14 protein-coding genes are annotated in these 12,190 nt (G+C 69.3%); 7 read left to right on the plus strand and 7 right to left on the minus strand.

Annotated features, from left to right (window positions below; genetic code table 11):
* Positions 1–70 precede the first annotated feature (70 nt).
* The 3 genes from ACH47Z_RS44715 to ACH47Z_RS44725 all read right to left on the minus strand — a co-directional run bounded on the left by ACH47Z_RS44715 (position 71) and on the right by ACH47Z_RS44725 (position 2,504).
* The gene (locus ACH47Z_RS44715) at positions 71–943 is read right to left on the minus strand and encodes a MerR family transcriptional regulator (protein WP_399085605.1); all 873 of its coding nucleotides are present in this window, start codon (positions 941–943) and stop codon (positions 71–73) included.
* A gap of 61 nt (positions 944–1,004) precedes the next feature.
* Complete coding sequence (locus tag ACH47Z_RS44720; RefSeq protein ID WP_399085608.1) at positions 1,005–1,505, minus strand: glutathione peroxidase; 501 nt, start codon at positions 1,503–1,505, stop codon at positions 1,005–1,007.
* Positions 1,506–1,514: 9 nt separating this feature from the next.
* Positions 1,515–2,504, minus strand: a complete 990-nt coding sequence (locus ACH47Z_RS44725) for an ArsR/SmtB family transcription factor (RefSeq protein ID WP_399085611.1) — start codon at positions 2,502–2,504, stop codon at positions 1,515–1,517.
* 85 nt (positions 2,505–2,589) lie between these two features.
* Between ACH47Z_RS44725 and ACH47Z_RS44730 the strand changes: the two genes are divergently transcribed.
* A complete protein-coding gene (locus ACH47Z_RS44730) occupies positions 2,590–3,786 on the plus strand; it encodes an MFS transporter (protein ID WP_399085614.1) in 1,197 nt (398 codons plus the stop codon).
* Here the strand turns inward: ACH47Z_RS44730 and ACH47Z_RS44735 are convergent.
* The gene (locus ACH47Z_RS44735; protein ID WP_399085617.1) at positions 3,725–4,558 is read right to left on the minus strand and encodes a slipin family protein; all 834 of its coding nucleotides are present in this window, start codon (positions 4,556–4,558) and stop codon (positions 3,725–3,727) included. The genes ACH47Z_RS44730 and ACH47Z_RS44735 overlap by 62 nt on opposite strands.
* Before the next feature lie 502 nt (positions 4,559–5,060).
* Between ACH47Z_RS44735 and ACH47Z_RS44740 the strand changes: the two genes are divergently transcribed.
* From ACH47Z_RS44740 to ACH47Z_RS44755, 4 genes are read left to right on the plus strand one after another with little or no spacing between them, the layout of a single operon-like run.
* Positions 5,061–5,258: a hypothetical protein gene (locus ACH47Z_RS44740; protein ID WP_399085620.1), complete on the plus strand. Its 198-nt coding sequence runs from the start codon at positions 5,061–5,063 to the stop codon at positions 5,256–5,258.
* Complete coding sequence (locus tag ACH47Z_RS44745) at positions 5,255–5,866, plus strand: sigma-70 family RNA polymerase sigma factor (RefSeq protein WP_399085623.1); 612 nt, start codon at positions 5,255–5,257, stop codon at positions 5,864–5,866. The genes ACH47Z_RS44740 and ACH47Z_RS44745 overlap by 4 nt, the downstream gene beginning before the upstream one ends.
* 7 nt (positions 5,867–5,873) lie before the next feature.
* Complete coding sequence (locus ACH47Z_RS44750) at positions 5,874–6,584, plus strand: hypothetical protein (RefSeq protein ID WP_399085626.1); 711 nt, start codon at positions 5,874–5,876, stop codon at positions 6,582–6,584.
* A 31-nt stretch (positions 6,585–6,615) separates the two neighbouring features.
* Positions 6,616–7,029, plus strand: a complete 414-nt coding sequence (locus tag ACH47Z_RS44755; RefSeq protein WP_399085628.1) for a hypothetical protein — start codon at positions 6,616–6,618, stop codon at positions 7,027–7,029.
* Between the two features lie 57 nt (positions 7,030–7,086).
* Here the strand turns inward: ACH47Z_RS44755 and ACH47Z_RS44760 are convergent, their stop codons facing one another.
* Entirely contained in the window at positions 7,087–7,410 is a 324-nt protein-coding gene (locus ACH47Z_RS44760) for a hypothetical protein (protein WP_399085631.1), read from the minus strand.
* Between the two features lie 297 nt (positions 7,411–7,707).
* Positions 7,708–8,499, minus strand: coding sequence for an ester cyclase (locus tag ACH47Z_RS44765; RefSeq protein WP_399085634.1), 792 nt, complete (start codon positions 8,497–8,499; stop codon positions 7,708–7,710).
* A 72-nt stretch (positions 8,500–8,571) separates the two neighbouring features.
* Here ACH47Z_RS44765 and ACH47Z_RS44770 point away from each other — a divergent pair, with 72 nt between their 5' ends.
* Complete coding sequence (locus ACH47Z_RS44770; RefSeq protein ID WP_399085637.1) at positions 8,572–8,889, plus strand: winged helix-turn-helix transcriptional regulator; 318 nt, start codon at positions 8,572–8,574, stop codon at positions 8,887–8,889.
* A gap of 289 nt (positions 8,890–9,178) precedes the next feature.
* Here ACH47Z_RS44770 and ACH47Z_RS44775 read toward each other — a convergent pair whose 3' ends face one another.
* On the minus strand, positions 9,179–10,387 hold the full coding sequence (locus tag ACH47Z_RS44775) for a SpoIIE family protein phosphatase (protein WP_399085640.1): 1,209 nt from the start codon (positions 10,385–10,387) through the stop codon (positions 9,179–9,181).
* Positions 10,388–10,981: 594 nt separating this feature from the next.
* Here ACH47Z_RS44775 and ACH47Z_RS44780 point away from each other — a divergent pair.
* Positions 10,982–11,923 carry a helix-turn-helix transcriptional regulator gene (locus ACH47Z_RS44780; RefSeq protein ID WP_399085643.1) on the plus strand — a complete coding sequence of 314 codons (942 nt, stop codon included), beginning with the start codon at positions 10,982–10,984 and terminating at the stop codon, positions 11,921–11,923.
* Positions 11,924–12,190: the final 267 nt, after the last annotated feature.

The following is a 12,190-nucleotide window of genomic DNA, read 5'->3' on the forward strand; positions in this document are numbered from 1 at the left end:
AGAGCCCTCTCGACCGGTCGCCGTCCTTGCCGAGAGGGCTCGGTGCTGTTCAGCGACGACTGAGCGGCACCTACCGGATCACCGGGAAGGCGATGTCGCACACGGGGTCCTGCGGCCCGGCCGCGTCCCAGTCGGCGAAGTAGACCTCCCGGCAGGGCCCGGCCGGCTTCAGCCCCTGCCCGGCCATCCACTGCTCCACCGCCTCGAAGGCGGCCAGGATCTGCGGATGCGCCACCTGCGCCTTGGTGATCCGCGTGAAGGCCAGCCGGGCCGCCGGTTCCACCCGTACCCGTGTCTCCCAGGCCCGCCCGGCCCGCTCGGCCCACGCCCGCGCCGCCGCCTCGTCGGCCACCGGAACGCAGGACTCGGCCGGTCCGTCGCTCTCCATCGACACCTCGGCGTGGTAGACCACGAACGGCGCCCCGGTCACACCCCCGCACTCCCGGGCGGCACCCGTCAGCCGCTCCAGCGATCCGCCGATCCACGTCGGCAGCTCGTCCGCCAGCGTGTGCCGCGACTCGGTGATCACCACCTGCGCCGGTACGTCCACCGTCTCGACCACGAACTTCCCGTACATCTCGGAGCTCCTCCCCGACAGCCGTCCACGGAGGTACTCGGCGAGGGTCCGCTGCCCGGCCACCCGGGTCTCCACGTCCGCCCACCAGCCGGCCAGCAGGTCGGCAGCCTGCGCGCCGCCCTCCGCCCCGACCACCTCGGCGATCCGGGCGAGCGGCATGTCCAGCTGCCGTAGCAGGGCCACCAGACGGGCGTGTTCGACCTGGTCGGCGCGGTAGTAGCGGTAGCCGCTGGCCTCGTCGACATGCGCCGGGGTCAGCAGGCCGAGCCGGTCGTACAGCCGCAGGGCCTTGGCCGACAGCCGGGCCCGCGCGGCGAACGCGCCGATGGTGAGCAGTTCGTCGTCCACGGGAGCATCCTCCGTCACCGGACGCGGTTCGCCCGGTGACAGGGACGCTCGGCCTTGCCCCAGGGGCAAGGTCAATCCGCTAGCCCAGCTGGGCCTCGATCGCCGAGACGACCTCGGCCGACTCCGGCTCGGTCTGCGGCGAGAAGCGCGCCACGACCCGGCCGTCCTTGCCGATCAGGAACTTCTCGAAGTTCCAGCGGATGTCCCCGCTGTGCCCCTCGGCGTCGGCGACGTCCACCAGGCGCTCGTACAGCGGGTGCCGGCCCTCGCCGTTCACCTCCACCTTCTCGGTCAGCGGGAAGGTCACGCCGTACGTCGCCGAGCAGAACTCCGCGATCTCCTCGGCGGTGCCGGGCTCCTGCCCGAGGAACTGGTTGCAGGGCACACCGAGCACGGTGAAGCCCTGGGTCGCGTACCGCTCCTGGAGCTTCTCCAGGCCCGTGTACTGGGGGGTGAGGCCGCACTTGGAGGCCACGTTCACGATGAGGATCGCCTGGCCGGCGTACTGCGGCAGGTTGGCGGGGCCGCCGGTGAGGGCGCCGATCTCGACATTCAGGGGGCTGTGGTCAGCAGTCGTCATGCCCGGATACTAGGCGGGCGGGATGACGGGCCGGCCACCCGCCGCCTCCATCAGGACATCTCCCGCCGCCGTCCGCCCGTACAGCACCGAGCGTCCGGCCCGGTGCCGTTCGACGAGCCCCGCCTCCCGCAGCACCTTCAGATGCCGCCCCACCGAGCCCAGTCCCTGCCCCGTCACGGCGGTCAGCTGGGTGGTGCTCATGGGGGAGCCGAGGAGGACCAGGACCGTGGCCCGGGCCGGGCCGAGCAGGGTGCCGAGGCCGGCCGGGACGCCCCGGTCGCCGGTGTCGGCGAGGACCCCGGTGCAGGGGTAGACCGCCGCGTACCGCACCCCGTCCTCCCAGGCCACCCACCCCGCGCGCTGCACGGTCACCGGCACGAAGAGCAGCTCGGCGCCGGAGATCTCGCGGGGCGGGTACTCGTGGAGGTTGATCTGGAGCCGGTTCTCGCCGAGCCAGCGCGTCCGCCCGGGCCGCAGCGCGTCCAGGACGCTCACCCAGCCGCCCCGGCTCACCTGCGCGGTCCGGGCGACCACATCCGCCTCCAGCACCCGTCGGCGCCGCGCCCAGTACGGCCGTACGGTCTCCTCCCACACCCACTCCAGCAGGGCGGCCGCCCGCTCGGGCAGATCGTCCCGGTCCAGCCCGGCGGGGAGCGGACCGGCGAGGGCGGTGCGCAGATGGGCGCGGGCCACGTCGGGGGCGGTCGCGCGGACCCGGGCGACCTCGGCCGCGAACGGCTCGTCGCCGCGCGGGGTGGGGGTCAGGAAGTCGGCGATCCACTCCCGCCCGAGCCCGGCCCGCACCAGCGGCCCGGTCACCGGATCCGCCGCCAGCAGCGCCCGGTAGCCGGGCAGATGGCGGCTCAACCACGCCTGCTCACCGGGATGCGCCGGGTCACCGGCGTGCAGCAGCTTCAGGGACGCGAAGGTCTCGGCGAACGGCGAGATGACGAACCGGCTCCCGGCCAGGGTGTCCGCGTTGAGCTGCCACCACCCCACGTCCGGTCCCCCTCGCCGTCGTACGGCCTTTCGCGCACCGGCGAAACAATAACGAGCCGACGGCGGACCGCCCGACACTCCGGGCATGCCCAGCTACCGATCTCTCTTCCGCACCCCGGAGTTCACCCCGCTCTTCCTCGGTACGGCCGCGCAGACCGCCGCGCAGACCCTCGGCGGGCTCGCCCTCGGCACGCTCGTGTACCGGGCGACCGGCTCCCCGCTGCTGTCGGCGGTGAGCATGTTCGGCCCGTCGCTCGCCCAGGTGCTGGGCGCGACCGTCCTGCTGTCCGGCGCCGACCGGCTGCCGCCGCGTGCGGCCCTGTCCGCGATCGCGCTGGCCTTCGCGGCCGGTACGGCGGCGCAGGCGCTGCCCGGCCTGCCGGTGGGCGCCGTCTTCGCCGTCGTACTCCTGCTGGGCCTCGTGGCGTCGCTCGGCGGCGGGGTCCGCTGGGGCCTGCTGAACGAGATTCTGGCCAAGGACGGCTATCTGCCCGGGCGTTCGCTGTTCAACATGGTGAACGGGCTGATGCAGGTCGCCGGTTTCGCCACCGGCGGCGCCCTGCTCGCCGCGCTGTCCCCACGGGTGTGCCTGCTGTTGTCCGCCGCCCTGTACCTGTCGGCGGCGCTGGTGCTGCGCCTGGGCCTGAGCGCCCGCCCGCCCCGCACCACGGGCCGCCCCTCCGCCTCGGCGACCTGGCGGGTCAACGCCCTGCTGTGGTCGTCCCGGTCGCGCAGGCTGACCTATCTGGGCCTGTGGCTGCCCAACGGCCTGGTGGTCGGCTGCGAGTCGCTGTACGTGTCGTACGCCCCGCACGCGGCCGGCACCCTGTTCGCCTGCGGGGCGCTCGGGATGTTCGCGGGGGACGTGACGGTGGGCCGCGTACTTCCGCGCGCGGTACGGCGCCGACTGGCCACGCCGCTGCTGCTGGTGCTGGCGACGCCGTATCTGCTGTTCGCGGCGCACCCGCCGCTGCCGCTGGCGATGGTGTGCGTGACGGTCGCGTCGGCCGGTTTCGGCGCGAGCCTGGTCCAGCAGGAGCGGCTGATGGAGCTGACACCGGACGAACTCGCCGGTCAGGCCCTGGGGTTGCACTCGGCGGGGATGCTGACCCTGCAGGGCGCGAGCGCGACGCTGGCCGGGACGGTGGCCCAGTTCACCTCGCCCGCCGCGGGGATGACGGTGATGGCGGCGGGCTCGGTGCTGGTGACGCTGGCGCTGGCTACGGCCGGCCGTCGCTCTCCTGCGCCGGAACCGGAGCCTGCTCGGGCCGGGGTGAGCTGAGGTCGGCGTCGATCTTCTGCACGGCCCGGTCGAAGTAGCGGAGCAGCTCGACGGGGAAGGGCATCACGAGGGTGGAGTTCTTCTCGGCGGCCACTTCGACGACGGTCTGGAGGAGCCGCAGCTGCATGGCCTCCGGCGTGTCGGACATGATCCTCGAAGCGTTGGCGAGCTGCTGCGCGGCCTGGAACTCACCGTCGGCGGTGATGACCCGGGCCCGCCGCTCCCGCTCGGCCTCGGCCTGCCGCGACATGGACCGCTTCAGCGACTCGGGCAGCTGGACGTCCTTGATCTCGACGCGGTCGATGTGAACGCCCCACCCGGCGGCAGGACTGTCGATCATCAGCGCCAGCCCCTCGTGCAACCGCTCCCGGTCACTGAGCAGATCGTCCAGATCGCTCTTGCCGATGATGGACCGCAGGGAGGACTGGGCGACCTGCCCGACGGCGAAGACGTAGTCCTGCACCTCGATGGCGGCACGCACCGGGTCGGTCACCCGGAAGTAGACGACCGCGTCGACCTTCACCGACACGTTGTCCTTGGTGATGCCCTCCTGCGTGGGCACGGGCATGGTCACGATCTGCACGTTCACCTTGCGCATCCGGTCGGCGAACGGGATCAGGAAGGTGACGCCGGGCTGCCGATGGCCGGGCAGCGCCTTTCCCCAGCGGAACACCACCCCGCGCTCCACCTGGTTGACGACCCGCATCCCGCTCTTCAGCACGAGCAGCGCCAACACCACCACCACGACGACCGCTACCACGGTTCCTTCCATGGCAGTCCCTTCCTCGCATCCAGCGACCCGGTACGGATACCGGCAAGGACACCGCCGACGCCGGAACGGATGCGCCCCCGGCGTCATGGTTCCGTCAAATCCGATGCGGCGCCGTGTTCGGGCGCATGGCCCCGGGCCTGGCGTTCGCGGCGCCGGCCCCTTCAACCCGGGGTGGCGGGCGGTGAGTTGGGTCACAGTCCCGGGGAGCGGGGATGGCGAGACGTTTGCGCAAAACGGGGCGGCCGCCCCACTGGGCGCCGGGGGTGCAGGTGGTGGGGGTGGCGAGAGGGTGGCGCGGGCTGGTGGGGGCAAGTGCGAATACCTGTGCGGATTTGCGGTAAGCGGAAGGCTACCCTCCGTTAAAAACTGGTGGTGGGGTGCTCTGCACGATCCGGCGGGGTGACGTTGTTTGCTGATGTCAGGAGCAACGAGGCTCCAGGCACCGGGAGTTGGGACTGCGGGGAGACGGCGACCGGTGCTGCACGAGAACGAAGGAAACACCGTGACACTGGACGACGTCGCCAGCCTCGTGCTGGCCTCCGCCGCCGCGGCGCGGGCGTACGCGCCCGATGTGCGCGCCGGCGTGCGCCGCCTGCTGGGCGCCGGGGTCCGCGTCGGCGCGGAGACCCTCCTCGCTCAGCATCGGCCGGCCGTCCGTACCGATCCGACCCACCTGGACGACGTCGGGGGTGGCCGATGACCGGACAGCCCCCCGACGACGGCGTCGACCGGGCCCTGTACGAGCCCAGCGACCTGGCGCCGCCCGCCTTCTGGGCCTTCCACGAGCTCTACCACCAGGCGTACGTCGAGTACGCCTACGTACAGCTGGGCGACCGGATAGCCGCCGACCGCCTGGTCGACCAGACCTTCGTCTTCCTGGCCGTGATCTGGCAGCAGGTCACCCTGCGGGAGAGCCCGGAGGCGTTCGCCTGGCGGCTGCTCAAGGAGCGCGTGGCCGCCGAACTCGCCGATCAGGGGCGCGATCCGGCGGCCCGCGAGACGCTGGCGTTCGAGCGCGCGACGCAGGCGGCCTGCGACCCAATCCTCGGCAGCTTCCGCTCCGAATTCCGAGCACAAGTGGCCGAACTCGAAGACGGTATGGGTCTGTACGCGGCGATGGCCCGGCTGCCGGAGCGTCAGTTCGACGTGATGATCCTGCAGTTCGCCCTGGGCTTCTCCACCAGGCGGACCGCTCTGGTGATGGGGGTGTGCGAGGCGACGGTGCGTTCCACGCGCCGAGCCGCCAGACACCGCCTGGCAGCGGACCTGGGACTGCAGTTCGGCGAGGACACCGACGATGAGGAGTGAGACCCCGATGCGCCCTCCCAAGCCGCGCACCCTAGACGAAGCCCTCGGCCGAGCCCGCGTCCGCCACGGCGTCTACAGCCGCTCCGACCGCGAGGCCTCCCGTCGCCGTATCGCCGAGCAGTTGCGCGAGCTCGGCTGGGTCCAGGCCCTGGCCGACCCCGCGGCAGGACAGCGCACGGTGCAGCGGACGGTGATGCTGCACGAGCGCGCCGGGCAGGACCTGCGCGCGCTGTGCCAGGGGGTCATCCACGACGACGAGGCCGCCCGCCGCATCACCCGCTTCGACGAGACCCGCGACCCCGGCGGCGCCCTGGCCTTCGCCTGCCTCCTGCTCCTGGCCGACTACGAGGAAGGCGCGCAGTTCTGGCTCCAGTACGCCGCCGGCGGCGGCCAGGCGACCGGCGCCGTGTGCCTGTACCTCCTGCACCTGCACCGCGGCGACTGGCGCGACGCGCGGCACTGGGCGAAGCAGATAGCGGTCCTGGAGCACGAGCCCTGCCAGTACGCACCCATCGCCCACGAGGTCGTCGACGCCATCCCCGGCCCGGCGGGCGTGGCCGTCTACCTCGACCTGCCCGACGACGTCGGCGTCGTCTCGGAGGACGCGGTGAGGGACGCCGTCGACATCCTGGCCGTCGACACACTCGACGGCTTCGGCGCCATCCCCCAGCCGAACCCCGCCCTGGCCGACCAGCTCCAGGACCTCATGGCCCACTGACACCGCGGTCCGGGCGGGAAACCGCAATGCGGTGCTCTCGACGCTTCTCTACGATCTTCCTGCCTGTGTCGGCCGGCAGCTGGGAGCCAAACTGGTGTGGGACGGGGCGTTCTACCGTGTTCGACGTGACGGCTACGAGATCTGTTTCGTCCCCGATGCCGGGGTACCCCTCGACGAGATCGACGACGTCGACATGTGGGTGATCTTCGACAGCGGGGAACGCTGGTCGGGGACGATCTACACCCTGGACCATGTCCGCCGCGCCATGGACCGGTGGCGACAGACCGGTGAGTGCCTCGGCGGCAGGTACTTCTACGTCTGGGACGGACTGATCGTCCGCGACCGAGGCCTCCCCGGCATGGCCGACATCGTCGACGACCTCGTTCGGAGCGGTGACTACAGAAACGTCTTCCGCGACGTCGGCCCGGTGGGCACGGACGACTGACAGCAACGTGCTACGTCCGTGACAAGCTGCCGGGTGCCGCTGCCGTCCGCGCCGCCGTCAGTCGAGGGTGCGAGGGCTCCGTGCCCGAGAGGCGCGATGCACCGCCCGGAGGACCAGGATCAGCGCCGTGACCGAGAGCACGCCGTTGAGAGTGTCCATGACCATGATGACGGAGTGGGGCGCGAGCAGCAGGCCCGGCACCCTGGCGATGATCAACCCCAGGCCCAAGAGGAGGGGGAACCATGTCCGAAAGACCCGCATGCCCTGATCGGGACTCTTTCCCTTCCGAACCTGGGTCCGCTCCCACCACCGGCTGCCGAGACTCATGAGGACCAGCAGACACCCCATCGCGACCACGGACCAGTCCATGAACCGCAGCATCACAACTCCTTCATCAGGAGGAGGATGTTCCTCCCGAGGGTGCCCACGGTCAAGGGGCCGGCACCTCGCAGCAGCCCTGGTCGGCCCTCATGCGTCCGGGCCGGTGCGCCGGCGCCCCTGCGGGCCTTGTGGCACATGCGCGGCACGGCCGTGATCATGCAAGGACCCCTTCCCGCACGCGGTCGCGCAGCCGGTCGTGGAATCGGGCGAGCAGCGTGTCGGGTTCTGCCAGTGGCCGACCCCGCCCAAAGCAGCCGGGCCGACCGAGTCGATGCCTGGGAACTGCGGCGTCCCGGTTCAGAACATGGTGTTGTCGTTGGCGGATGCCGCCGGGACCGGCTGGACGGCGTCCCAGTGCTCGACGATCCTGCCGTCGCGGACGCGGAAGAACTCGATGCAGGAGAACCCGGGGTCGTCCGGGTTGAGCTTGAGGTGGTGGTGGACCGCGACGTAGTCGCCCTCCGCGATCACGCGCTTGACGTCGAGGGTCACCTCCGGGTGCGTGGCGAACAACCCGGTGAACAACTCCTTGGCTGCCGCGACGCCGTCGGCGTGCTGCGGGTTGTGCTCGTAGAACGGGTCGACGGCGTACCGCTCGAAGGCGCTGGGGTCACGGTCGACGGCGATCTCATGGAACAGCCTCGTCACGATCCGCTTGCTCTCCGAGGTGGAGACGAGCGGGTCGGGGCCGTTCTCGGCCGGGGCGCTGAGCGTGCTGAACAGGTCGTGGCCGCCCACCGTGGTGTCCGGCACCGGCTGGATGACGTCCCAGTGCTCGACGATCCTGCCTTCCTCGACCCGGAAGACGTCGACGACCACGTGGGGCGTGGCGCCCGGCGCGGCCACCGAGCGGGTGTGCAGCAGGACCAGGTCGCCGTCGGCCAGGATGCGGTAGCGGGTGTGGTGCAGCTCCGGGTTGGCGCCCTTGAAGTAGGTGATGAAGCGCTTGAGCCCCTCGGGACCGTCTACACCCTGCGGGTTGTGGTTGGTGTAAGTGGGTCCGACGAACTTGTCGATCACCTCAAGGTTGCCGTGGCTGAACAACTGGTCGTAGAAGTGGACCACCATCTCCTTGTTCTCCGCGGACATGGTCGTGCCTCCCTTTCCTCGGTTACCTCTTGTGCGTAACCCCATGATTGGTGAGCATGAGAAGGCACTTTCATGTCCATCGCGCACACCGATGTGCCTGTCGAGGGCACCGTCAAGCAGGACTGTCCGATCCGCGAGGTGCTCGACCGCGTCGGCGACAAATGGAGCACACTGATCGTGCTCAAGCTCGGCAAGGGCACCCGCCGGTTCAACGAACTGCACCGCGAGGTCGACGGGATCAGCCAGCGGATGCTGACCCTGAACCTGCGCGCACTCGAACGAGACGGCCTGATCACCACGGGTCTCGCACACCCCCCGGCATCACCAGCAGTAGCTGCTCGGGAACCCGAACGGCCATCGGGCTCCTGGGCACAGCCCTGCTGTCTCTAGCGACTCGATATGAGCAGCCACTTGTTCTCTTCGATCGGCGTGCGATGCTACCCGCGCCACGAAAAACCGCGGGTGGACGGGCGTGGCCGGCCGTGACGGCACTGGGCTCGGGTCCAGTCGCCTACACCGTGGTGGCCGTACGGTGCCTGACGCGTGAGCCGTCCAGACCCGTACTTGGTCGATACCGAGCCTTGTTGGTTCTGGTGGCCGGAGACGCGGCGCGCACTGGCCTCGGTCATGCCGTCGACCGCCCCCGGCCTCCGGAAGAAGAATGGCTGTCCGACACGAACTAGCCTGCGCTAGGCATGGCATGAGCCTGCGAGGGTGTAGAGGGCAGGTCTTGTTCGACCCAGACGACCTTGCCGCCCGATGCGGAGCGAAAGCCCCACCTGTGGGCCAACTGAGCAACCAGGAACAGGCCCCGGCCGTTCTCGTCGACGATGCGAGCATGGCGCTGGCGCGGGTAGCAGTTTCCGCTGTCAAAGACTTCGCAGGTCAGGACTTGGTGCCGGATGAGTCGTAGCTGGATCGGGCCGACGCCGTGGTGGACGGCGTTGGTGACTAGTTCACTGACGACCAGTTCCATGGTGGACACGAGATGCTCCAGCCCCCATTCACTGAGCTGACGGGCGGCCACGTGCCGGGCGGTGCGGACGACGGCCGGCTCAGCCGGCAGGTCCCAGGAGGCGGTCTGGGCCGCGCTGATTGCGCGGATCCCGACAATCAGCAAGGTGACGTCATCGGACGATGCCCGAGGCGGCACGGCTTCCATCACCGAGGAACACAAGTCCTCCAAAGACTCATCAGGCTGCGCCAGAGCGGCGCCCAGTCGGTGCATGCCGACGTCGATGTCCTCGTCACGGGACTCGACCAAGCCGTCGGTGTAGAACGCGAGCCGACTTCCCGTGGGCAGCTCCACTTCTATGGCCTCGAAGGGAACCAGCCCGAGACCGAGGCCTAGTGGCGCCCCGGTGGGCAGATCGGGGAAGGTGACCTGCCCCTGCGGGTCGATGATCGCGGGCGGGGGGTGCCCGGCCCGTGCCATCGTGCACCGCCCCGTGACCGGGTCGTAGACGGCGTACAGACAGGTCGCGCCCACCACCCGGGCCTGGTCCGCGTCGTCGTCTTCCTCGGTCATCCGCTGGACGCAGTCATCGAGGTGGCTCAGCAGTTCGTCGGCAGGCAGATCCAGTTCCGCTAGCGTGCGGACGGCGGTGCGGAGAATACCCATGGTCGCCGCAGCGTCGATGCCATGTCCGAGCACGTCCCCGACGACGAGGGCCACCCGGGCGCCAGAGAGCGGGATCACATCGAACCAGTCGCCCCCCACCCCGGCGGCCATGTCGGCCGGCAGGTAGCGCGAGGCGGCCTCCACCGCGACGCCGCCTCTCAGACGGCGTGGGAGCAGGCTGCACTGCAGCGCGAGGGCTATCGCCCCGTCGGATATCTCGCGGGGCTTCGGCGGCTCAACGAGTGCGGTTTTGTCAGTGGTCGTCATTCCGGTTCCCATCAGGTGCGTAGGTGCGTAGGTGCGTAGGTGGGTAGGTGCGAGGAGAATCCGATCCTCAGGAGGTCGGGCAGCGTCGCGTGGTGACCTGCCGTGACCAGGCGGTCGGCCGGTGATTCGCCTCGCTCGGCGAGGCCCGCGAGGATCGTTTCCTGTGAGCCCTGCGCTGACCTGCAATCCCAGAGAACCAGCCGAAAAGGCATGTGAGGGCGGTCTAACAGGCCTCCCTCGGGCAAGGCCTACTGACCCAGGTACTGGCAGACCCCCTTTCCCGTCGCCGGGCATTCGGCGCCAACGCCTGAGCGGCCGCGGCACCCCGGGGGTTCCTCGACTACCCACTTCTGCAATCACGCATCAGGAAATTGATGCAATCCCGCATCCCGTTTTCGTCGAGCTCATCTAGAAAGCGTCTATTTGCTCGATGTCGCTCGCTGGTCTGGAGGTGAGCGGCACGGCTACCCATTTGGCCTCGCCGCGCGACTGCTCTAAAGTCTCCTTTTCTTGCTGGCAATGAGCAGATTATGTGGCCATGTCATTTCACAATGCGTCTTGTCGGGATTGCGCGTGGAGAGCTAGCCTCAAGGTATGTCCAAGTCATCGTCCGGTTCAGGTGACAACAAGGAGTTGAGCGATTTTCTGCGCTCGCGGCGCGCCCGGGTGACTCCTGAGCAGGCCGGGGTCATGGCGGGGGCGAGTCGCCGCGTTCCGGGGCTCCGCCGCGAGGAAGTCGCGATCTCAGCCGGATTGAGCGTGGACTACTACATCCGTCTGGAACGCGGACGGGTGGCTAACGCCTCTGAAGCAGTGTTGGAGGCCGTAGCCCGAGCCTTGTGGCTGGATGACGTCGAACGTGCCCACCTGTTCAACCTTGCCAGGCCGCAGTCCGTGGCCAGAGTGAGCAGGCCCGCCGTTCCCCGGCGAGTGCGGCCCGGTGTGTACGCACTGCTTGAGGTGCTTCGGGATACCCCTGCCATGATTCTGGGCGATCGTCTGGACGTCCTTGCCCTTAATCGGATGGCTCGTGCGATGTTTGTCGATTTCGACGCCATGCCGGCTCGCGAGCGCAATTTGGCGCGATTCATATTTCTCGACCCTGCGGCGCGTGAACTGTTTGCCGACTGGGGCAATGCCGCTCGCATGATCGTCACAGGTTTGCATCTCTATGCGGGGCGACATCCGAACGACCCGCAACTCGCCGAGCTGATTAATCAGCTGTCGGTCACGGACAGGGACTTTCGCGAGTGGTGGGCTGCTCACGATGTGGAGGAGTTCGCCCACGGCACCAGGCATTACCGGCACCCCCTGCTCGGCGAAGTCACCTTGGACTACGAAAACCTCACCTTTCCTTGTGACCCGGGCCAGTGGTTGTTCGTAAGTACAGCCCAACCCGGCTCGCCGTCTTCCGAAGCCTTGCGGATCCTCGCCGGCTGGATCGGCGACCTGGACACCTCGGCACATGCAGGTTCGGCAAGCAGTTCCGGACAGCTGTCTGACCGTCAGCTCCAAGTTCACCACGGAAAGGGGTGACGCCAAGCCTTGCTTGGGGTCGGAACGGGCTTGGACGGTGTCATTGCCTGCACCTTCATCTGCTTTCGCCGCCTTGCATGCTACGGGTGACCGGGCGTGCGGCAGCATGTGCCCACTCCCCAGCCTGGCGAAGCGCCGTCTGTTGCCCTGCCGACGCCAAAGGCAGCCTTTTAGAAGTCATCTCATTTGGTAAGCCTGCGGTAGCAGATGAGGGTGCAGGCGATGCTGGTGAAGGCGAGGAAGTGCTCGGCTTTGCGCTCGTAGCGG

The sequence above is a fragment of the Streptomyces sp. NPDC020192 genome, assembly GCF_044388685.1.
Lineage (GTDB): Bacteria > Actinomycetota > Actinomycetes > Streptomycetales > Streptomycetaceae > Streptomyces.

Bases quoted from the DNA above. Each gene is read 5' to 3' on its own strand.
- ACH47Z_RS44745 (WP_399085623.1), top strand. From the start codon at position 5,255: ATGACCGGACAGCCCCCCGACGACGGCGTCGACCGGGCCCTGTACGAG.
- ACH47Z_RS44770 (WP_399085637.1), top strand. From the start codon at position 8,572: ATGTCCATCGCGCACACCGATGTGCCTGTCGAGGGCACCGTCAAGCAG.
- ACH47Z_RS44760 (WP_399085631.1), bottom strand. From the start codon at position 7,410: ATGCTGCGGTTCATGGACTGGTCCGTGGTCGCGATGGGGTGTCTGCTG.
- ACH47Z_RS44720 (WP_399085608.1), bottom strand. From the start codon at position 1,505: ATGACGACTGCTGACCACAGCCCCCTGAATGTCGAGATCGGCGCCCTC.
- ACH47Z_RS44735 (WP_399085617.1), bottom strand. From the start codon at position 4,558: ATGGAAGGAACCGTGGTAGCGGTCGTCGTGGTGGTGGTGTTGGCGCTG.
- ACH47Z_RS44765 (WP_399085634.1), bottom strand. From the start codon at position 8,499: ATGTCCGCGGAGAACAAGGAGATGGTGGTCCACTTCTACGACCAGTTG.
- ACH47Z_RS44730 (WP_399085614.1), top strand. From the start codon at position 2,590: ATGCCCAGCTACCGATCTCTCTTCCGCACCCCGGAGTTCACCCCGCTC.
- ACH47Z_RS44750 (WP_399085626.1), top strand. From the start codon at position 5,874: ATGCGCCCTCCCAAGCCGCGCACCCTAGACGAAGCCCTCGGCCGAGCC.
- ACH47Z_RS44775 (WP_399085640.1), bottom strand. From the start codon at position 10,387: ATGACGACCACTGACAAAACCGCACTCGTTGAGCCGCCGAAGCCCCGC.
- ACH47Z_RS44780 (WP_399085643.1), top strand. From the start codon at position 10,982: ATGTCCAAGTCATCGTCCGGTTCAGGTGACAACAAGGAGTTGAGCGAT.